Annotated in this window: 15 protein-coding genes and 1 pseudogene; 11 read left to right on the plus strand and 5 right to left on the minus strand. The window is 69.5% G+C overall.

Annotation, left to right across the window (positions count from 1 at the left end; all coding sequences use genetic code 11):
- Positions 1-6: 6 nt before the first annotated feature.
- A pseudogene (locus tag GRI40_RS14165) lies at positions 7-765 on the minus strand (c-type cytochrome); the annotation flags it as partial.
- On the opposite strand from GRI40_RS14165, the gene GRI40_RS14170 reads away from it, so the two are divergent.
- The 9 genes from GRI40_RS14170 (at position 736) to GRI40_RS12435 (ending at position 12,546) form a co-directional block, all read left to right on the plus strand.
- Positions 736-996 (plus strand): c-type cytochrome, encoded by a 261-nt coding sequence (locus tag GRI40_RS14170; RefSeq protein ID WP_474104391.1) that lies wholly within the window; start codon positions 736-738, stop codon positions 994-996. The pseudogene GRI40_RS14165 and the gene GRI40_RS14170 overlap by 30 nt on opposite strands.
- Positions 986-2,020 (plus strand): cytochrome c oxidase subunit II, encoded by a 1,035-nt coding sequence (locus GRI40_RS12400; RefSeq protein ID WP_160611857.1) that lies wholly within the window; start codon positions 986-988, stop codon positions 2,018-2,020. The genes GRI40_RS14170 and GRI40_RS12400 overlap by 11 nt, the downstream gene beginning before the upstream one ends.
- Positions 2,017-4,575, plus strand: coding sequence for a cbb3-type cytochrome c oxidase subunit I (locus GRI40_RS12405; RefSeq protein ID WP_160611858.1), 2,559 nt, complete (start codon positions 2,017-2,019; stop codon positions 4,573-4,575). The genes GRI40_RS12400 and GRI40_RS12405 overlap by 4 nt, the downstream gene beginning before the upstream one ends.
- 4 nt (positions 4,576-4,579) lie before the next feature.
- Positions 4,580-4,861 (plus strand): hypothetical protein, encoded by a 282-nt coding sequence (locus GRI40_RS12410; RefSeq protein WP_160611859.1) that lies wholly within the window; start codon positions 4,580-4,582, stop codon positions 4,859-4,861.
- A gap of 73 nt (positions 4,862-4,934) precedes the next feature.
- Positions 4,935-5,372 carry a DUF2231 domain-containing protein gene (locus tag GRI40_RS12415; protein ID WP_160611860.1) on the plus strand — a complete coding sequence of 146 codons (438 nt, stop codon included), beginning with the start codon at positions 4,935-4,937 and terminating at the stop codon, positions 5,370-5,372.
- Positions 5,369-6,742 (plus strand): PQQ-dependent sugar dehydrogenase, encoded by a 1,374-nt coding sequence (locus GRI40_RS12420; protein ID WP_160611861.1) that lies wholly within the window; start codon positions 5,369-5,371, stop codon positions 6,740-6,742. Before GRI40_RS12415 ends, GRI40_RS12420 begins: the two co-directional genes overlap by 4 nt.
- 203 nt (positions 6,743-6,945) lie before the next feature.
- Positions 6,946-9,894: a TonB-dependent receptor plug domain-containing protein gene (locus tag GRI40_RS12425; RefSeq protein ID WP_160611862.1), complete on the plus strand. Its 2,949-nt coding sequence runs from the start codon at positions 6,946-6,948 to the stop codon at positions 9,892-9,894.
- Between the two features lie 76 nt (positions 9,895-9,970).
- Positions 9,971-11,533, plus strand: coding sequence for an MFS transporter (locus GRI40_RS12430; protein ID WP_160611863.1), 1,563 nt, complete (start codon positions 9,971-9,973; stop codon positions 11,531-11,533).
- Between the two features lie 29 nt (positions 11,534-11,562).
- On the plus strand, positions 11,563-12,546 hold the full coding sequence (locus GRI40_RS12435) for a serine hydrolase domain-containing protein (protein WP_160612086.1): 984 nt from the start codon (positions 11,563-11,565) through the stop codon (positions 12,544-12,546).
- Here the strand turns inward: GRI40_RS12435 and dacB are convergent.
- A complete protein-coding gene (gene dacB, locus GRI40_RS12440; protein ID WP_237489170.1) occupies positions 12,539-14,059 on the minus strand; it encodes a D-alanyl-D-alanine carboxypeptidase/D-alanyl-D-alanine endopeptidase in 1,521 nt (506 codons plus the stop codon). The genes GRI40_RS12435 and dacB overlap by 8 nt on opposite strands.
- Before the next feature lie 53 nt (positions 14,060-14,112).
- On the opposite strand from dacB, the gene GRI40_RS12445 reads away from it, so the two are divergent.
- Positions 14,113-16,155, plus strand: coding sequence for a S9 family peptidase (locus GRI40_RS12445; RefSeq protein WP_160611864.1), 2,043 nt, complete (start codon positions 14,113-14,115; stop codon positions 16,153-16,155).
- Positions 16,152-17,972 (plus strand): amidohydrolase family protein, encoded by a 1,821-nt coding sequence (locus GRI40_RS12450; protein WP_160611865.1) that lies wholly within the window; start codon positions 16,152-16,154, stop codon positions 17,970-17,972. The genes GRI40_RS12445 and GRI40_RS12450 overlap by 4 nt, the downstream gene beginning before the upstream one ends.
- Here GRI40_RS12450 and GRI40_RS12455 read toward each other — a convergent pair.
- Genes GRI40_RS12455 through dgcN form a run of 3 tightly spaced genes read right to left on the minus strand, consistent with a single transcriptional unit; the run spans position 17,960 to position 21,518 of the window.
- Positions 17,960-19,543 carry an N-acyl-D-amino-acid deacylase family protein gene (locus GRI40_RS12455; RefSeq protein WP_160611866.1) on the minus strand — a complete coding sequence of 528 codons (1,584 nt, stop codon included), beginning with the start codon at positions 19,541-19,543 and terminating at the stop codon, positions 17,960-17,962. The genes GRI40_RS12450 and GRI40_RS12455 overlap by 13 nt on opposite strands.
- On the minus strand, positions 19,540-20,523 hold the full coding sequence (dgcA, locus tag GRI40_RS12460; protein WP_160611867.1) for an N-acetyl-D-Glu racemase DgcA: 984 nt from the start codon (positions 20,521-20,523) through the stop codon (positions 19,540-19,542). Before dgcA ends, GRI40_RS12455 begins: the two co-directional genes overlap by 4 nt.
- Complete coding sequence (gene dgcN / locus GRI40_RS12465) at positions 20,481-21,518, minus strand: N-acetyltransferase DgcN (RefSeq protein ID WP_160611868.1); 1,038 nt, start codon at positions 21,516-21,518, stop codon at positions 20,481-20,483. Before dgcN ends, dgcA begins: the two co-directional genes overlap by 43 nt.
- Positions 21,519-21,555 lie beyond the last annotated feature (37 nt).

The raw sequence follows: 21,555 nt of genomic DNA on the forward strand, positions 1-21,555 counted from the left end.
CATGGCTTCGCCCCCGTCGCCGTACCGTTTCCCGTTCGCCCAGGCATCAAGCTGGTGGGCGAGGTATGGCGCCGGCTGGCCGGACAGCGGCGGATTACCGGCATTTCCCGCGCCGTCGCTGCCGTGGCAGCTCGCGCACGATGCGACGCCGCGGGCGGGGGCGCCGACGTGGTAGAGCACGGCGGCAGCGCAATCGACAGGGGCGGGCGATCGGCCGCTCGCGGGACGATCCGGCGCGGGCAGGGCGGCGTAGTAGGCAACGACTTTCTGGCGCGCCTCCATGCCCAGTTGGCGGCTGATCCATTCCATCTGCGGATGGCGCCGCGCACCGGTTTCGAAGTGGACCAGTTGCCGCGCGGCGTATCCGGGGTCGAGCCCGGCGATACGGGGCGCGCGGTTGCCGTCGCCTTGTCCGTTGATACCGTGGCACGTGACGCACGCGGCGGTGACGCCGGCCGCGCCGCCGCCCATCGCGATCACCTCGCCGTTCGCTTCGAAGCCGTCGGCCACCGGAGACGGCGCGCAGGCCGCCAGCAGCGCCGCGGCCAGGGTGCCGGCCAGAAAGGATGCGGTTCGCCCCATCGTCTCTCCCAACCCGCCCGCGGCCCGCGCGGTTCCGCCCTGCTCCGTATCGGCGCCGTGCTGGTTCTGGCTGGCGGGCTGGTCGCATGCAAGCCGCCCCCGCAACCGCGCCACGATCTCGATCCCGCCGCGATCGCGCGCGGGCGCGAAGCGGTGATCAAGGCCGGGTGCGCCGCCTGCCATGCCTTTCCGGATATCGACTGGCCGAAAGGCCGCGCAGGGCCTGCGCTGACGGCGTTCGACGGCGTGGGGCCGATTGCCGGCACACTGCCCAACACACCCGGAAACCTCGCCGCATTTGTCCGCAATTCGCCGGCCGCCAAACCCGGATCGTCGATGCCCGCCATGCCGCTGACCCCGCGCGAGGCGCGCGATGTTGCCGAATATCTCTATGGAATTGCCGATGACCGATGATGCAGGCGCCTTCGACGCATGGTGGGGCTGGCCGCCGCCGGTACTCGATCCCGCAGGACCTTATGCCGACAGCGTGACGGTGCTGGCCTGGGCGCTGTTCGCCATGGGGGTGGTCGTGACGCTCGTCGTGGTCGCGGCGCTCTATGTCGCGCTGGCGGGCCCCGCGCGGTGGAAAGCGCGGCTGGGCGGCGAGCGTTCGATTTGGATCCTGGGCATCGCATTTCCGGGCGTCGTGCTGATCGGCCTGCTGGTCTGGGGCCTGACGCTCACCGCATCGCTCACCGACGCGATCACGGGGGACGAACCGCGCATCCGCGTGACGGGGCACATGTGGTGGTTCGATGTCGAATATCTCGACCGCCAGGGCCGCGTGGTCCTGCGCGATGCGAACGAGCTGCACCTGCCGGTCGGCCAGCCCGTGGTGCTGGAACTGCGCAGCGCGGACGTGATCCACAGTTTCTGGGTGCCCAACCTCTCGGGCAAGGAAGACATGGTGCCCGGCCGTACCAACCTGCTGAAAGTGCAGGCCGATCGCGTCGGGCGCTTCGGCGGGGTCTGCGCCGAATATTGCGGGGGACCCCATGCGCTGATGGGCTTCGTGACGGTGGCGCACGGCGCGGATGATTATCGCCGCTGGCTGACGGGGGAGCGGGTGGCCACGGCGCCCGCCGACCCGCAGGCGGTGCCGGGCGTCATGCCGTCTGCAACCCGCCGCACGCCCGCATCCGCGACCGTGACCGGGCTTAACGGGCTGAACGGCCAACAGGTCTTCATGGATAGCGGTTGTGCCGCCTGCCACCGGGTGGAAGGGACGGGCGCGAACGGCATGTCCGGGCCCGATCTCACCCACGTCGCCCGGCGCCTGTCGCTGGGCGCCGGCGTGCTGCCGAACAATCGCGGGACGCTGATCGGCTGGATCGCCGACAGCCAGTCGATCAAGCCGGGCAACCGCATGCCGACGTACAACATGCTGTCGGCCGATGAGCTTGAGGCGATCGCGATCTGGCTCGAGCAGCCACGATGAGCGACCTTCCGGCACGGAGCGAGACGGGATTCGATCACGCGCTCTACGCCCGGTTCCCCACCACCGGCCCGCGCCCGGATGGCGAGGTGGAGGAGCTGGAGCGCATCTGGTGTGCGCCCAGGGGCTGGCAATACCTTTCGGCGGTGAACAACAACTACGTCGGGCTGTTCTACGTCGGGACGGCGTTCCTGTTCTTCCTGCTGGCGGGAATTCTGGCGCTGGGCATGCGCGTGCAGCTTGCCGCGCCGCTGATGGAATTCCTGCCGCAGGATACGTACAACCAGTTCTTCACCATGCACGGCACGGTGATGATGTTCCTGTTCGCCGTGCCGATGGTGGAAGCCATCGGGGTGATGCTGCTGCCCCAGATGCTGGCGGCGCGCGACCTGCCGTTTCCGCGCCTCAGCGCATATGCCTTCTGGGCCTATTTCGTGGGCGGCCTGCTGTTCTTCTGTTCGCTGTTCGTCGGGCTGGCGCCGGACGGCGGATGGTTCATGTATCCGCCGCTCACCAGCACGGCCTACAGCCCCGGGATCAACACCGATTTCTGGCTTCTGGGTATCGGCTTCATCGAGATTTCGGCCATCGCCGGCGCGATCGAGATCATCGTCGGCGTTCTGCGGACCCGGGCGCCGGGCATGACGCTCAGCCGGATGCCGATGTTCGCCTGGGCGATGCTGGTGTTCGCGGTGATGATCGTGATCGCCTTTCCCAGCGTGATCCTGGCCACTCTGCTGCTGGAGCTGGAGCGCGCCTTCAACTGGCCGTTCTTCGACCCCACCCGGGGCGGCGATCCCCTGCTGTGGCAGCACCTGTTCTGGTTCTTCGGCCACCCTGAAGTGTACATCATATTCCTGCCCGCGGCCGGGCTGATGAGCATGATGGTGGCCGCCATCGCGCGGACCGAACTGGTCGGATACAGGCTCAATGTCCTGGCACTGGTCGCCACCGGGTTCATCAGCTTCGGGGTCTGGGCGCACCACATGTTCGCCACGGGAATGCCGCGCGTGTCCACCGGGTATTTCAGCGCCGCGAGCATGGCGGTGAGCCTGCCCGCCGGCGTGCAGGTGTTCTGCTGGATCGCCACCCTGGCCGCCGGCAAGGTCCGCTGGACGGTGCCTGCTCTGTTCGTGGTCGGCGGACTGCTGGTGTTCGTGATGGGCGGCGTCACCGGCGTGATGGTCGGCATGGTGCCGTTCGACTGGCAGGCGCACGATACCTACTTCATCGTCGCGCACCTTCATTACGTGCTCATCGGCGGGATGGTGTTCCCGATGTTCGGGGCGTTCTATTTCTGGTTCGGCGTGCAGAGCCGCAAGGCATTGAGCGAACGGGTCGGTCGATGGGTGTTCTGGCTCATGTTCGCCGGGCTCCACATCACTTTCCTGCCGATGCACCTGACCGGGATGATGGGGATGCCCCGCCGGGTGTACACATACCTTCCCGGGCGGGGGATCGACCTGCTGAACCTCGTGTCGACCGTGGGCGCGTTCGTCCTTGCCGCCGGGGTCGTGCTGTTCGTGATCGATCTTGCCCGCAAGTTTCGCTTCTCGGCCGAAGAAAGCGCGGGCAACATCTACGGCGGCGGCACGCTGGAATGGTTGCCCACCGGGCTTTACTCCACCCGTTCCATCCCTGTCGTGACCAGCCGCCAGCCGCTGTGGGACGATCCGGACCTCGCGAGGAATGTGGAGGAAGGGCGGTATTTCCTGCCCGGCAGCGCCACCGGCCTGCGCGAAACGATCATCACCAGCCCGGTGAACGCGGAACCGCAGTACCTCCAGATCATGCCGGGCCCGTCGCCCTATCCTTTCGCCGCTGCGGTCTTCACGGCGTTCTTCTTCCTCGCGCTGACCGTGCAGGCCTACGCCTTTTCCGCCTTCAGCGGCGTTGTGGCGACGGCGAGCATGTTGCGCTGGCTGTGGGAGACCGACCGGCCGATCCGCCAGACGGAGGCGGACGTGGGCGCGGGCATCGTCCTTCCGATCGCGATCACCGGCCCCAGCAGCCATGGCTGGTGGGCGCTCAACACTCTGCTGGTGGTCATGGGGATGATCGTGTTCATGGCGATCTTTTCCTACCTCTATCTCTACGGCATCCATCCGGAGGTCTGGATCGCACCGCCTGCTCTGCCGGAGACCGGCGGCATCACCGCGCTGCTGGCGGGCGCGTTCGGCCTGGCATGGCTTTCCCGCCTCCGCTTGGCCCGCTCGCCCGCCGGGGTTTTTCCCGGGCAGGCGCCATGGCTGCTCGCGGCACTGGGCGCGGCCGCGCTGGTGGCGGCCACGTGGATCGACTGGACCGGCTGGCGTGCGGCCGGCCTCGACCCGGCGGCGAGCGGGCAGGGCGCCACCGTCTTCGCCCTCGTCTCGTTTCAGGCGTGCACGGTCGCCATTGCCGCGATCATGGCGCTCTATCTCGGCTATCGCAGCGGCCGCGGGCTTCTCCAGGGCCCGGCGAGCGTGACTCTCGACGTTGTCGCCCGCTTCATCGGCTTCGTGGCCTTGCAGGGGCTTACGATCACGCTGGTCGTGCGCCTGTTCCCGGGGGGCTGAGACGATGGACGACGGCTATTCGGAATGGCACGACTGGGCCGGGGCAGCGTGGGCGCTGGTGGTGTGGGCGGCGCACTTCTCCGCCCTCTGGGGCGCCAGCAGCGTGTGGCCGGGCCAGCCCGCCGCACGCTGGGCCGCGCTCGCCGTGACGGCTGTGGCACTGGGCGCGCTGGCGTGGTTGTGGCGGGCGCGCAGGGTACGCACGCCGAGATCGATTGCGGGCCTGGCCGTGGCGTTTTCGGGGATCTCGATCGTGCTCGGCGCGGTTCCGGCGGCCGTCGGCTAGACCCCCCGCGGACCCATATTGTTCCTCGGTTGTTCATCTGGCAGAAAGTCAAAAAACTGCCCGGAGGAAGCTCATGCCCGATCACGGCGTTCGCGCCGCACCGCTAGCCGGTCCGCTCCACGCGATCCTCCTGGCATTTCCCGTCGCGCTCTATCCGGCGACGCTGCTGGCGGACATCGCCTATCTCAATACCGAAGTGATCCAGTGGACCAACTTCGCGCAGTGGCTGAACGCGGGCGCTGACTTCTCCGCGGGCCTGCTGCTGGCATGGGCGGCCATATCGTTCTTCGTCGGCCGGGGCCGCCATCATCGCGGCCGGTCGCTGACCTACCTGATCGTCGTCGCGCTCATGTTCGTGCTCGGCCTCATCAACGCGTTCCAGCATTCCGGCGATGCGTGGTCCTCGGTCGGCACGCTGGGCCTCGTCCTGTCGATCGCCTGCGCGGTGCTGGCGATCATCGCCGCATTCCTCGCCCATTCGTCAACGACCCATCGGGGGGTACGCGCATGAACCGCCTGTCGCTTGCGGCGCTGCCGCTGATCGCCCTTGTCGCCGCCTGCGGACCCAGCACCCAGGGTCTGGACCAGACCGGCGCGCAGCCGCAATTGCCCGAGCCGGCGCGCGGGCTGCTGCCATCGATGCAGATCGCCACGCCGACCGGTTGGGACGGCGAAATGCCGACCGCGCCGCAGGGCTATACCGTCACCGCCATCGCCACGGACCTCAAGATTCCGCGCCAGATGCTGCTGCTGCCCAACGGCGACATCCTGGTGGCCGAAGGATCGGGCGGCAAGGCCCCGAAGCTGCGCCCGAAGGACGTGATCGCCGGCGTGATCAAGAACCGCGGCAAGAGCTCGGTCAAGGGTGGCGACCGGATCACGCTGCTGCGCGATTCCGATGGCGACGGGCGGACCGACCTGCAGACGACCTTCATCGAAGGGCTCGACGCGCCATACGGCCTGGCGATGGTCGGCAACGACATCTTCGTCGCCAACCAGGGCAACCTGCTGCGCTTCGCCTATACGCCCGGCGCCACGAGCATCGCCGGACCGGGCGAGGAAGTGACCGAGCTGCCGGCGGTGATCAACCACCACTGGACGAAGTCGCTGGCCGCCAGCCCGGACGGATCGAAGCTCTACGTCGGCATCGGGTCCAACAGCAACGCCGGCGAGCGGGGCATGGACGCCGAGGAAGACCGCGCCGTCATCTGGGAGATCGATCGCGAAACCGGCGCGCACCGCATCTTCGCATCCGGCATCCGCAACCCCACCGCGCTCGCCTTCGACCCATGGCAGGACCGCCTGTGGGCGGCGGTCAACGAACGGGACGAGATCGGGCCGGAACTGGTCCCCGACTACCTCACCGCGGTGCAGGACGGCGCGTTCTACGGCTGGCCGTACAGCTATTGGGGGCAGAACATCGACACGCGGCCCCGTCCGCGCAAGCCGGAACTCGTCAAGACCGCGATCCGGCCAGACTACGCGCTGGGATCGCACGTCGCGGCGCTGGGCCTGGACTTCGTGACCGGCACCGGCATGGGCGGCAACTTCACCGAAGGCGCATTCGTGGGGATGCACGGCAGCTGGAACCGCAAGGATCTGTCGGGATACAAAGTCGTCTTCGTGCCGTTCCGAGGCGGGCGGCCCGCGGGCAAGCCCGTGGATTTCCTCACCGGCTTCCTTGCCGACGGAAAGGCGCGCGGACGCCCGGTCGGTGTCCTGTTCGACGAAGCGCGCGGCGCGCTGCTGGTGGCGGACGACCTTTCCAACACCGTCTGGCGCATCACGCCGAACCAGCGGCCCGCGCCCAGCGGGACCGCCGCTCCGCCATCGGGCACTGCGCCTGTTGCCACATCGTCCCCCGCTGCGCCCCGCACCTGATCCACAAGCGCGCTGTAGCTAATCACAACAGGCGCGAAACCCGTCCGGCCCCGGCCTCGGCCCCGGCCCCGGCCTCGGCCCGCCGGGCGGCTAACACCTTTGGCTGTAACATAATTGCCTCAGGTTATGCATGAAGCATCGAATGCTATTGCCAGCCCCCGCCCGATTATAGGAAAGACGAACACCATTCCGGGGGGTTCTTCATGTTGTCATCATCGCCGTTCAAGCTCGCGCTCCTGGCCGGGGCCGCAGGCTCAAGTCTCGCCATCGCCTCGACCGCGCACGCCCAGACGGCCCCTGCCGACGCAAGCACCGCCGGCACGTCGAATGCCGATATCGTCGTCACCGGTTCACGCGTCGTGCGCGACGGGTTTCAGGCGCCGACCCCGCTCACCGTGCTGACGCAGGAGGAGATCGAGAACACCTCCCCCAGCAACAACATCGCGGACTTCGTCAACCAGATGCCGGCGCTGGCCGGTTCGACGCGGCCTGCCAACTCGCGCCTCAACCTCTCGAGCGGGCAGGCGGGCATCAACGCGCTCAACCTGCGGAACCTGGGCGAAACGCGCACCCTGATCCTTCTCGACGGGCGCCGCGCGGTGCCCTCCACGATCACCGGTCTCGTGGACGTGAACACGCTGCCCCAGGCGCTGATCGAGCGGGTGGACATCGTCACCGGCGGCGCATCGGCCGCCTATGGCTCCGACGCGGTGGCGGGCGTGGTCAACTTCATCCTCGACAAGGATTACACCGGCATCAAGCTGGAAGCGGACACCGGCATCACCACGTATGGTGACGGGTTCAACTATTCCGCCAGCCTGGCCGGCGGCACCAGCTTTGCCGACGGGCGCGGCCACGTGCTGATCAGCGGGGAGATCGCCCATCGCGACGGCATCTTCGAAGTCGACCGCGACTGGAACCACACCGGTTTCGTGCGCATCACCAACCCGGCCTACAACGCCACGACGAATTCCAGTGTCCCGCAGTTCCTGATCCGCACCCAGGTGGGTGCCGCGAACTCGACCCCGGGCGGTCTCATCACGGGGTCCGCCGGCGGCACGGCGAACAGCCTGCGCGGCCTGTACTTCGGCGCGGGCGGCGCGATCAGCCAATACCAGTACGGCGCGCTCACCTTCCCGTCGCCGACCGGCTCGGCCGCCCCGACGCTGACGCAAGGCGGCGACTGGCGCGTGAACGATTCCGGCCGCCGCATCGGCCTCGATCCCGAAGACGACCGCTATGGCGTGTTCGGCCGGTTGAGCTTCGACGTGACCGACAGCGTGCGCCTGTTCGCCGAAGGCGCGTACAACCGGCAGGAAGTGTTCTTCAACGCCGGGCCCAACCTGTCGACCGGGATCACGATCAGGCCGGACAACGCGTACCTGATCCGCGCGTTCGCGAATGCCGGTCGTTCGCTCGCCGGGATCACCAGCGTCACGCTCGCCACCACGGCGGCCGACCTGCCGTTCCGCGCGGTGAACAACCGCCGCCGCGTGCAGCGCTATACCATCGGGGCGGAAGGCGACTTCGACATGTTCGGCAACGCCGCCGTGTGGGACGTTTACGCCCAGTACGGCCGCGCCAAGATGCGCGAACAGCTGCGCAACATCATGAACACGCAGCGGATGCTGAACGCCACCGACGCGGTGTTCTCGGTGGCCGGAAACACGTCGAGCCCGATCGTCTGCCGCATCAATGTGGATACCGATCCGAACAACAACGACCCGGCGTGCGTGCCGCTCAACCGCATGGGCCTCGGCGTCGCCGATCCGGCGGCCATCGCCTATGTCCTGGGCGATCCGTACCGCGACCAGACGATCACGCAGAAAGTGGCCGGCGCGAACCTCAGCCTGACGCCTTTCGCCACCTGGGCGGGCGACGTCAGCGTGGCGGTGGGCGCCGAATACCGCGAGGAATCGATCAAGGGTTCGGTGCCGGAGGAATTCCGTCCGATAGTGACCCAGAACGGCACCTCCAACCGCTGGTCGGTGGGCAACTACCTGCCGTCCGTGGGCAGCTACGACGTGAAGGAAGCCTATCTCGAAACCGTGGTTCCGCTCGGCTTCGGGCTGGAATTCAACGGGGCGGTGCGGGCGACCGACTATTCGACATCGGGCTATGTCACCACCTGGAAGGCCGGCGCCACCTGGCAGCCGATCGAGGACATCCGCCTGCGGGTCACCCGCTCGCGCGATATCCGCGCGCCCAACCTTGCCGAACTGTACCAGGCGGGCACGGCGAACAGCGATTCGGTTCGCAACCCGTTCTTCCCCGGCAGCGGGCCGCTCGGCAACACGTACCCGGCATCGATCAGCTATTCGGGCCTCGTCACCGGCAACCCTAACCTGAAGCCGGAAAAGGCCGATTCCTGGAACATCGGGGGCGTGATCTCGCCGCGCTTCATCCCCGGCCTCAGTGTGTCGGCGGATTACTTCCGGATCGACCTCGACGATGCGATCGACACGATCAGCGCGCAGGAAATCGTCAACCGCTGCTTCGACGGGCGCACGGAGTACTGCGACGCCATTACGGCCGATCCCACGAACAGCACCCGCGTGCTGATCCGCAGCCAGCCGTTCAACTTCGCCAACCGCCTGGTGCGGGGCATCGATTTCGACGCCTCCTACCGCCGTCCGCTCGGCACCCTGTTCGGTGCGGAAGGGGCGACGCTGGCCCTGCGCGGGATCGCCACCCGCTACATCGAAAACCGGGTGGACACGGGCATTCCCGGCACCGTGGCGATCAACACGGTGGGATCGAACGGCGGGCAGTACAGCACGCCCAAGTGGATCTACCGCTTCAGCGCCGGCATCGACACCGACAGCTTCTCCATCACCGGGGTCGGGCGCGGGGTCAGCAAGGGCCGGTATGCCGCCAGCGGGATCGAATGCCAGACGAACTGCCCGGTTTCGACCACGCAGTTCCCCACCTATGACAACAACCGGGTTTCCGGCACGTTCTACGTGGACCTCAACACGACCTTCAAGTTCGATGGATTCGAAGAAGACGGCGGCGAATTCTTCGTCAACGTGACAAACCTGTTCGATGCCGATCCGATCATCCTGCCGGAAACCGGGCTCGCCGCGAACAGCACCTACAGCGACCTGCTTGGCCGGACGTTCCGCGTGGGCGTGCGCCTGAAGCTCCGCTGAGCAGCGGCCCCGCGATGACCAGCACCGGCGGCGCGCGACCCTGCGTGCCGCCGGTTGCCGTTTGCAGGGGCAGGGCATGAGCGCGGTCTCCGCCGCTGATGCCGGCCCGACCGCGCCTGGCGTAGCGCCGGCGCGCGCGCTGCAGGCTCTCTATGTCCTGCTGGGATTTTCGGCTGGCCTGCCGTTCTATATGTTCTCCACGGTCCTGGCGGTGCGCTTGACGGAACACGGCGTGGCGCTGGCGGTGATCGGCTTCTTCGCCTGGGTGCAACTGCTGCCGACGTTCAAGTTCCTCTGGGCGCCGCTGCTCGACCGCTACGCCGTGCCGGGGTTCACCCGTTTCTGGGGCCGGCGGCGCGGCTGGATCATGCTGTCGCAACTGGGCATCGTCAGCGCGCTCGTCGTGATGGCATTCACCGCATCGGACGAAAATCTCGCGGTGACAGCGCTGTTCGCGGTGCTGCTCGCCTTCTGGACCACGACGCTGGAGGTCGCGGCGGACGCCTGGCGTATCGAACTTGCGCCGACGCCGGAAACGCAGGGCCCGCTCGCGGCGGCGAACCTGTGGGGCTATCGCACGGCGATGGTCGCGGCGGGCAGCGGCGCGCTGCTGTTCGCCGACGCGCAAGGGGGCCTTGCGCCGGCACTTTCCGCCATCGGGATCGCGCCGGGCTGGACGGCGGCCTATCTCCTGATCGCCGCCGCCGCATTCGTGCCCCTGCCGGTCCTTGCCGCGCTGCCTGCCGAGCGGCCGAGCGAAGCCAGCCGCGTCGCCGCGCTGGTGAGCGGGGTGGGGGCAAGCGCCCTTGTCATCGCGGGCCTGGGCGCGCTGGTGGCCCTGGTCGGCTGGGTGCTGCTGGAGACTGCGGGCGGGCTTGGCATCAGCGCGCAATCAAACGTGACGCCGTGGGTGCTCGGCGCGGCGATGCTCCCGTTCCTGGCGATGGCGGCGGCATTGCCGCGCATCCGCGCCGCGCCGCCGACGTCCAGGCTGCGGACCTCGGTCGCGATCGGGCCATACGTCGATTTCTTCTGGCGGTATGGCGTCATGGCGATCGCGTTGATGGCGTTCGTTTCGATCTACCGCATGGGCGACGTGCTGGCGCTCAACCTGTCGAAGCCGATGATCCTGGGGCTGGGCTACACGAAAAGCCAGATCGGCTGGGCCGACGGGGCGGTGGCCCTTGCCGCCAGCATCGTGGGCGTGGGGATCGGCGGCTGGATATCCACGCGCTGGCGCTTCGCCACGACGTTGACCGTCGGCGCGCTGTTCGCCGCGCTGGGCAATTTTGCCTTCGTCTGGCTGGCGCACCAGCCGGTGGACCAGACGCTGCTCTACGTCGCGACGGCGGCCGACCAGTTCGGCAACGGCATGGCGGGCGCGATCTTCGTGGTCTATCTCTCGATGCTGGTGAACTCGCGCTATCCGGGCGCGCAGTACGCGTTCCTTTCGGGCTTCGCGTTCCTGCTTCCCCGCCTGCTGTCGGGCGCGGGCGGCACTGTGGTGGAGCGGCTGGACGCGGCGGGTTACGCGGGGTTCGACCTGTTCTTCATCGCGTCGGGCGTCATCAGCCTTGCCGCCATCCTGTTCCTGCCGATCGTCACCCGCGCCCGGCCGCGTCCGGACGACCTGCCGTGATCGACGCCGCCTTCGCCCCGGCTGCCGCGATGGTGGAGGCCGGCCACATCCCCGGCGCCGCGCTTGGCGTGGTGACGGCGGACGGGCGCACGTGGGTCGCCCACGCGGGACATGCCGCCACCGAGCCGGAGCGCGAGGCATTGACGCGGCAGCACTGGTTCGACCTTGCCTCCCTCACCAAGGTCGCGGCGACCACGCCGATGATCCTGGCGCTGGCGGACGCCGGGCGGATCGATCTCGACCAGCCGCTCACCACCGCGATCCCGGACCTCCGGCAATACGACGTCGCGGGCGCGGCGGAGCGGCGGGTGACATTCCGCGATTGCCTGGCCCATCGCACCCACCTGCCCGCGGTGGAGCCGATCTACACCTATGGCGACGACCCCGCCCGCCTGCGCGCGTTCGTGCTGCAGCGCGAATGGCGCGAAGGGCCGCCGGTCTATTCCGACATCAACTTCATCCTGCTGGGCATCGCGATCGAGCGGCTGACGGGCGCGTCGCTCGCCGACTGGCCGCTTGGCGAAGGCCTGTCGTTCGGCCCGCCGCCCGGCCCGGCGGCCGCGACGGAGCGCTGCACGTGGCGCGGCCGGGTGCTGAAGGGCGAGGTGCATGACGAGAACGCCGCGGCGCTGGACGGGGCGGCGGGCCATGCCGGCCTGTTCGGCACGGTGGACGGCGTGCTCCAGTTCGCGCGCGGTCTGCTGGACGGCAGCGGCGCGTCCCCCGCGGCGATACGTGCCATGCGCGAACGCGTCCACGGGAACCGGACCTGCGGCTGGGAGCGCCGCTTTGCCGGCTGGCAGGGCGGGGACGCCTGTTCCGATGCCACGATCGGCCACACCGGCTTCACCGGCACCGGGCTATGGATCGACTTCGACCGCGGCATCGCCTGGACGCTGCTCACCAACCGCGTGCATCCGACGCGCCACGGGGCGGACGCGATCTTCGACCTGCGGATCGCGACCGGCAACGCCGTGGCTGCGGCGTTCGGGGCGTTCGGGGCGATCAGTTAGCGGCGGCGATCGACAGCAGCGCCCGGTCCATGAAGGCCGTGGCGCCGACATCGGCCGGCACATCGTTGGCATAGATCGCGAATGTCAGTTCCCGCCCGCTCGCGGCCGTCATGTATCCGGCAAGGGCGTTGGTGGCGTTGATCGTGCCCGTCTTGGCGAAAATGCGCCCGTCGAGCGCGGTGCCCGCGAACCGCCGGGCCAGGGTGCCGTCCTTGCCGCCGACGGGCAACGTCGCGCGCCAGGCAGCGCCCCAGGGCTGCGAGGCGATCCACCGCACCAGCGTGGCGGTGCCGCGCGGGGTGACCCGGTTGTAGGTCGACATGCCCGACCCGTCCGACAACGCCACCGCGCCCGCCGGGACGCCCGCGTCGGCCAGCATGTCCGCGATCACCACCTGCCCGTCCGCGATCGATCCCGTGCCGTTCGCCAGCGCCAGGCGGCGCAGGAGCAGCTCGGTATAGAGGTTCTGGCTGACCTTGTTCACCGTGTGCAGGGTCTCGCCCAGCGGCGGGGGCGTGAGCTCCGCCAGCGCGGCCTGCGCCGGAACCCGCACGGGCGGCGTGCCGCCGCGCACCCCGGGATCGTCGGCTGGCATCAGCGGCCGGTGGCGCGCCATTGCCTGCCCGCTGACCTGAACGCCGCGGGCCCGCAGCATCTGGGCAAGGCGCCAGGCGGCAAAGTCCGCCGGATCGTCGATGCCCATGCGCAGCGTTGCGGGCGCCGCGCCTGCGCCGATCGTGCCGGTCAGCACCACAATGCGGCCGTTGGGCGCCCGGTCGACCGCCAGCGTGTTCGCAGAGCCGGGGATGGTGCGGGCATGGTTCTGGACGCTGTAATACGCCGGCAGCGCGACCGATGGCGCAGCGCCGGCCGCGCCCGGCGTGACGACCACCGCGATCTCGTTATCGTCGATCGTCAGCGCGGAAATGCCGGTGCCATAGCGCGAGGGGATGTTGTTCCAGCTCATCCCCGGGCTCCACCGTTCGTCCGGGAACAGCGTGTCGTCGCCCACCACGTCGCGCACCCGGCGGGTCTGCGCCGCGACCGCATCCGCCAGCGTGGCCAGGCAATCGCGGGTGCAATCGGCAGCGGAGGAGAGGTGCGGATCGCCGCGCCCTTCCAGCACGACATCGAGTGCATCGCCCGCCCGCACAAGCCGCACGCGGGCGCCGGCGGCGGGCAGGCCTTCGCTCGCCATCGCCCGCATCGCCGCCGCGCTGGTGTAGATCTTGGTGTTGGAGGCGGGGATGAAACGCTTGTCGGAATCGATGGCCGCCACCTCCCGCCCATCGGCATCCAGCACCAACAGGCCCCAGCGGGTGCCGCTTCCGGCTTCGGACAGGATCGCATGGACCTGCGAATCCAGCGGTTCGCGGGCTGGTGCCGGGGCGGCGAGGAGGGCGAGCGGGGCGAGAGCCAGCAGGAAGCGCATCGCGGGCAGGATTACCGGCACGCCCGGCCTTGGCAAGGCCGCCGCATGCCAACCCTTGCCCCGTCCATAACGCCTGCGCATTTCATGAAATCCGGGGGTTGCTGCCCATGGCGCGCCCGGCCACAGTCATCGGGATGAGCCGGATTCTGCGCCGCCTCGCCGGGCTGGTCCTGGCGTTTCTTGCCCTGTTCGGCGGACCGGCCCTGGCCACCCCGGCGGGCGATCTTCCCGCCCTGCTGGCCATGCCGCGTTCGGGCGACCTGACGGGCGCCCGCGATGCCGAGCGTTTTGCCTGGGTCACGACCGAGGCCGGGGTCCGCGCGATCTGGATCGGCGGCCCGGGCGATCCGGCACGCAAGGTGTGGAGCGCCCCGGCTGACGACGGGGTCACGGTCTCCGCCCTTGCCCTCGATCATGGTGGCAGGCGCCTCGCCTTCGTGCGCGGGGGAGACCCGGAATGGGCCGACATGCCGGCGCCGAACGCCGGTGCGGCAGCATCGCCCCCGCCGCAGCAGGTGATCCTGCTCGATCTTGCCGGCAGCGGCCGCCCGGTTGTGCTGGGGGAAGGCCATTCGCCGGTCTTCGCCCGCGACGGCGCCGTGGCCTTTACCATCCGCGGGCGGATCATGCTGGCCGGCACGGACTTGCGCGCGCAGACCGTCGCGCAGGTGCCCGGCACGGTCACGAACCTCCAGTTCTCACCCGACGGCACGCGCCTGCTATTCGTGGAGCAGCGCGGGGACCATGCCTTCGCCGCGCTCGTCACCCGCGATGGGCAGCGCGTGCGTTACCTGTCGCCGGGGTTCTCGGTCGCGGCGGACCCGGTGTTCTCACCCGATGGCAGCAAGGTCGCCTTCATTCGCTATCGCGATCCGCCGCCGCGCGGGGACAACGGCAACGCCTCCTACTGGTCGATCGCGGTCGCCGACGTGGCTGGCGAGGGCGAGCGGCCGGGCCGCACGGTCTGGCAGGCACCCGGCGGGCGCGGCGGACGCTATGCCGGCACGCGCCAGCAGAACCTCTACTGGACGGCCGACGACCGCCTGGTCTTCCCGTGGGAGCGGGATGGCTGGCTGCATGTTTACGCGATGCCGGCGGGCGGCGGCAATCCGGTGGCCCTCACCGCCGGCGCGTTCGAGGTCGAGACGTTCGTGCTCGATGGCGATTCCCGCAGCGTGCTGTTCGTCGCCAACGCCGGGGATAGCGAGCGGCACGCGCTGTGGCGCGCCCCCCCGGGCCAGCCTGCGCGGCGCGTGACCCGGTCGAATGCGATCGAAAGCTATCCGGCACTGGCTGGCAAGGCGTTCGCCTTCATCCAGACCGACGAACGCCGCCCTGCCCATGTCGCGCTTGCCGATGGCAAGGCGCTGGGGCCGGTGGCGGCGGTGCGCGGCGGGGTAACGCCGCGCGCGGTCAGCTTCACGGCGGCCGATGGGATGCAGGTGCGCGGCCAGCTGTTCGAAGGCGCCGGTGCTGGCCCGCGCCCGGCGGTCGTGTTCCTGCATGGCGGGCCGCGCCGCCAGATGCTCACCGGTTTCCACCCGGCGGCGTACTATTCGAACACCTATGCCTTCCACCAGTATCTCGCCGCGCGCGGGGTCACGATCCTGTCTGTCAATTACCGCAGCGGCACCGGCTACGGCCTGGCGTTCCGCGATGCGCCGGACACGGGGCGGGAAGGGGCCGCGGAATACCGGGACGTGCTGGCGGCCGGCCGCTGGCTCGCCGCGCGGGACGATGTCGACAGCGCGCGGATTGGCGTCTGGGGCGGAAGCTGGGGCGGCTATCTCGCGGCGCTTGCGCTGGCGCGGGACAGCGATCTCTTCCGCGCCGGCGTGGATTTTCACGGCGTGCATTCGATGCTTCGCGCCGTGCCCGACAGCCTCTCGCCGGCAGAGCAGGAACAGGCGCGGCGGCTCCAGTGGGAAAGCTCGCCGCTCGCCGCGATCGAGACCTGGCGATCGCCGGTCCTGCTGGTCCACGGCGACGATGATCGCAACGTGGCCTTCCGCCAGTCGATGATGCTGGCGCGCGAGCTCGCCGCGCGCGGCATTCCGTTCGAGGAACTGGTGTTTCCGGGCGAACGCCACAGCTTCCTCCGCCACGAAAGCTGGGTGCACGCCATGGATGCGGCGGCCGAATTTCTCGAACGCAATCTGAAGGGGCCGCGCCCATGAAACTATGGTTCGCCGCCGCGTTTGCGCTCGCCGCCGCGCCGCTCGCCGCGCAGGACCGTGTCGTCATCCAGGGCGCCCGCGTGTTCGACGGGACCGGCGCGCGTGCAAAGGTCGCGGACGTGCTGGTGGAGGACGGGCGGATCGCGGCGGTGGGCCCGTCGCTCGCGGTTCCGGCGGGCGCCACGCGCGTCGACGGGCGGGGCAGGACGCTGATCCCCGGCTTGCACGATCTTCATACCCACACCCGCGCCACCGCCTACGGCGGGTCGGACGATCTGCCCAAGGCGTGGGCCGCATATCTGTTGGCGGGCGTCACCTCGATTAACGATTTCTCCGTCTCGGGCGAAATGATCGCGCCGATCCGCGCCCTGGCGGCCCCCGGCGGAGGCTTCTGGGCGCCGAACCTGGCGCAGGCGGTCCGCTTCGGCGTGCCGGGCGGGCACGGGACGGAATACGGCTGGGGCCACTTCTTTACGATGCAGGCCGCCACGCCGCGGGCCGCCCACGCGCTGACCCCGCTCGCGCTGTCATACGATCCCGACGTGCTGAAGGTCTTCGCCGACGGCTGGCGCTATGGCCGCGACGGCGATCTCATGTCGATGAACCGGCCCACGCTCGCCGCGATCGTCGCCGATGCGCACAAGGCCGGCAAGCCGGTGGTCACCCACACCGTGACGCTGGAAGGGGCAAAGGTCGCCGCCGCCGCCGGCGTCGATGCCCTGGGCCACGGAATCGGCGATGCCCTGGTCGATGACGAACTCATCGACCTGATGCGCCGCAACGGCACCGCTTACGTCCCCACGCTGGTGGTTTACGAACCGCAGGAGACCCGCAGCTTCGCTGCCGTGGAAGCGCAGGATCTCAACGCGGGCGAGCGGGCGCGGGAGGCGCGGGCGCAGGGGGGCGTGGTCGAAGCCTACGATGCGAAACGCTGGGCGATCATGCGCGAGAATATCCGCCGTTTGCGCAAAAAGAGAATTCTCATCGGCATCGGCACCGACGCGGGAATCGGCGGGGTCTACCACGGCCAGAGCGCCGTTCGGGAGACGATCTGGCTGACCCGCCTTGGCTTCACCCCCGCCGAAGCCCTCGTCGCCGCCACCAGCACCAGCGCCGCGATCATGCACGGGGAGGGGGGGCACGGCACGATCGCGCCCGGCAAACGCGCCGATCTGGTCCTCGTGAACGGCGCGCCCGACAAGCGTATCGACGACCTGTGGAACGTCGAGCGCGTCTGGGTCGCCGGGCGCGAGGCGCCGCTCGCCGAACTGCGCGCCCTGCGCGACCGGGCCGGCAGCACGCTCCTGACTGCCGTCGTGATGACCGGCCCGATCCTCACCCAGCTGCGCCCCGACGGGCGGAGCGATCTCGATACCCTGCCGGTGGCAACGACCGATTCCGGGATCGATCATTCACATCTTCACGTCATTCCCGTGGAGGGGCACGGGCGCACGTTCCTTGCCGCCCAGATGGGCGCCGCCCCGCGCCCCTTCGTGCAATGGGTCCTGCCGCTCACCCGCGGCGCCGTGACGCTGGCCGATGCGCGCGCCTTCGACGGGGTGGAGATGACTGTTCGGGGAACCGGTGATTATCGTTTGATTCTGGAAAGTTACGGGCTCGATGGCGGCGACTGGTTCGCTGCGCCCTTCTCTGCCACATCGGGAACGGTGCGCCTGCCCTTCAAGACCTTCGCCAGCCGGAACGCCGACGCGGCGCTCGACCTTGCCCGCCTGCGCGCGCTGCGCGTCGAGCTGACCGGCGAGACCGGCGGCACCGCGTCGCTGGAAGTGGGCCCGGTGCGGTTCTACCGCGACTGATCGGGGCACCTGCCGGGCGGCGGACGATGACGCAGCGCGCGTCCGGCCGCCGTGCCCGTCAACGCTCCGCCCTCCAACGCAACCCGTCCGTTGACGATCACCACGCGCATGCCGACAGCGGTGCGTTCGGGTTCCTCATACGTCGCCCGCGCCGCGAATGTCGCGGGGTCGAACACCGCGACGTCGGCGAAATGCCCGACCTTGAGCCGCCCGCGATCCGCGATGCCGAGTATGTCGGCCGTCACAGCAGTGCTGCGGTCGATGAAATCGCGGAGGGAGAGGACTTGCCGCTCCCTGACGTAAACGGCGTATTTCCTTGCGAAGCTGCCGAACACCCGCGGGTGCCCGCCCGATGCGTCCGAGCCCGTGACGACCCAGGGTTGGCGCATGAACGCGGCAATGTCCGCTTCTGCCATGTTGAAACTCACCACCCCGACGTCACCCGTGCGGATGACGGCGATGGCGGCGCTGATCGGGTCGGTGTGCATGGCAGCAGCGACGTGGGACAGGCGGCTGCCCTTCCACCGCCCTTCGGCGATCAGCAGCGTGCCCGCGCCCCCGCGCCGGCCGAGGTTTTCCGCCATGCCGACCCGCACGCGTTCCTGCTGCGCCGGGTCCTCGAGGCGCGCGAGCATTGCCTGGCGCCCGCCGTCGAGCGCCCATAGCGGGACGAGCGAGGCGACCATGCTGGTGCCGCTTGCCTCCCACGGATACTGGCTCGCGGTGACTGCAAGGCCCGCCGCGCGCGCCGCCTCCACCTTGTCGATGATGGCCGGCGCCATCCCGTGCACGTTCACGCCCAGCGCCTTGATATGCGAGATATGGACCGGAATGCCGGCTTCCCGCGCGATGGCGATCGTTTCGTCCACCGCCACGCCGAGGCCCACGGTATAATCCGATTCGTCGCGCAGATGCGTGTCGTAGATACCGCCCATCTCGCCTGCGGTCCTGGCGAGCGCGACGACCTCCGGCTTTTCCGAGAAGCTCTGCGGAGCGTAGAACAACCCGGTCGAGATACCCAACGCGCCTTCGCACATCGCGCGGCGCACGACCGCGGTCTCGCGTGACAGTTCGTCGGCCGTGGGCGCGCGGCGCGCGTCGCCGATCACGGCCGCCCGGATCGTGCCGAAGCCGGTAAAGGCGGCGAAGTTGATCCCGACCGGTCGCTCGCCAGCGCCGTCCAGCAGGGCGGCAATTTCGACCGGGCCGCCGCCGTCATTGCCGACAACCGCCGTGGTAACGCCCTGCGCGAGGAACGGCTCGACCAGCCGGCGCTTCGGGTCGGGGTCGGTCAGCCAGCCGGTCATGTGGGTATGCGGATCGATGAAGCCTGGCGAGACGATCATCCCCCGCGCATCGATGGTGCGCGCCGCGCTCCCCGCGACCCCGGGGCCGATGGCGACGATCCGGTCGCCTCTGATCGCGATATCTCCGCGGAAGGGCGCCGCGCCACCCGGATAGACCGTCCCCCCGCGGATGAGCAAGTCGAACGGAGCGTCCGCCGCGCCGTGGGGCGGGGTGGTGCACGAGGCGAGCAGGGCCACCGCCAATGCCGGCGCCAAACGCCTCATCCCCAGAACCCTTCGGCAGGCGGGTGCATGATCCCGCCCCGTTCGCTGACGCCGCCAGGCCGGTCTTCCGCCAGCCATAGCGGTCCGTCGAGGTCGGCCCAATCCGATAGCCGCGCGACATGGAGCGCCGGCGCGATGCCGAGCGAGGAACAGACCATGCAACCGCTCATCAATCCCATACCCCTGGCCCGTGCGGCGGCTGCCAGTTCGAGGGCGGCGGTCAGCCCGCCGGTCTTGTCCAGCTTGATGTTGATCGCCTGGTACCGGCGCGCGACAATTTCCAGATCGGCAAGCGTATGGACGGATTCGTCGGCGCAGATCGGCACCGGCCCGCTGTATCCTTCCATCCAGGCATCGCCGTCGGTCGGGCACGGCTGCTCCAGCACCGCGACGCCCAGGGTGGCGAGCGCGGGCATGGCGGCGCGGACCAAGGCCTCATCCCAGCTTTCGTTCGGATCGACGATCAGGGCCGCGTTGGGCGCGGCGCCGCGCACGGCGCGGATGGCGGCCAGCGGGTTATCGGCGTTGACCTTCACCTTGATCAGCGGCGCATCGGCAACGCGTGACGCTTCCGCCGCCATGACAGCGGGCGTGCCGATGACGATCGTCAGCGCAGTCGGCAGCGGGGCGAGCGGCGGCGCGCCGAGCAGCTCGGCCACGCTCTGCCCGCTGCGCCTGGCTTCGAGATCCCACAGTGCGCAATCGAGCGCGTTTCGGGCGGCGCCCGCTTTCATGAACCGGGCAAGCTCTTCGCGCGAGGCGCCGCGCTCCACCGCGTCGCGGACGTCGGCGATTTCCGCGAGGGCGCGGCCCGGGCTTTCGCCATAGCGGGGATAGGGGACCCCTTCGCCCCGGCCGACGAATCCGTCCTCGTGCAGCTCCACCGTAATGACCTCGGCAGCGGTCTTCACCCCGCGCGAGATGTGGAACGGGCGGTTCAGTTCAAAGCGGTCGGTGCGGGCGTGGAGGATTCGGGACACAGCAGTTCATCTACGATGGCATCGACGCCGAAGCGATGGGGATCAGTGCAAGGCAGGCCCAGGCGATCCGCGGTTTCGGCGCACAGGTCGCGGGCCACATCTTCGCCGAAGGCGGAGGTGTTGAGGCACAGGCCCGCCCCCCGCACATCCGGGCGGGTGAGGCGCGCGACCTGGATGTTGAAGGCAAGGCATTCGGCGAGGTCGGGAAGCGGCCGTTCGGGCAGGCCGCGAATTCCCGTTCGCGCGGGATCGTGGCACAGCACCAGTGCATGGGGCTGGGCACCGTGAAGCAGGCCGGTCGAAACCCCTGCGAATGACGGGTGGTAGAGCGATCCTTGCCCTTCGATCACATCCCACCCGCCATCGGTGCGCGCCGGGACAAGCTGCTCGATCGCGCCGGAGATGAAGTCGGCCACCACGGCATCGAGCGGCACACCGCCCCCGGCGATCAGGATGCCGGTCTGTCCGGTCGCGCGAAAATCTGCCGTCGCGCCGCGTGCGCGCAGGCCATTCACGAGGGCGAGCGAGGCATACATCTTGCCCACAGAGCAATCCGTGCCCACGGTCAGGACACGGCGGCCGGCGCGCGGGGAGCCCGTGCCGACCGGAATGGCGGCAGGGGGGTCGCGCACGTCGAACAGCGAAAGCCCGCGCGTCTCTGCCAGTTCCGCCAGTTCCGGCACATCGCGCAGGCGCTGGTGCAGGCCCGATGCGACGTTGAGCCCAGCATCCAGCGCGGCGCGCGCGTCTGCCACCAGCTGCGGGTCCATCGTCCCCCCGGCGTTGGCAATGCCCAGCACCAGCGTCCGCGCCCCGGCCGCCACGCCTTGCGCGATCGTCATGCGCGGCAGGCCGAGGGTGAGGGGGCAATCGTCGTGCCGGAATTCGCCGACACAATCCTCGCGCCTGAAGGTCGCCAGCCCGCGCGAGGTCTTGATCGCCACCGGATCGGTCGTGCTGCCGAGATAGAGCAGGAAAGGCGCGGGGATGGTCACGCACGGGTGCTAGCGCCGCGGCGCCCGCGCGCGAAGG

Source organism: Tsuneonella aeria, from assembly GCF_009827495.1.
Lineage (GTDB): Bacteria > Pseudomonadota > Alphaproteobacteria > Sphingomonadales > Sphingomonadaceae > Tsuneonella > Tsuneonella aeria.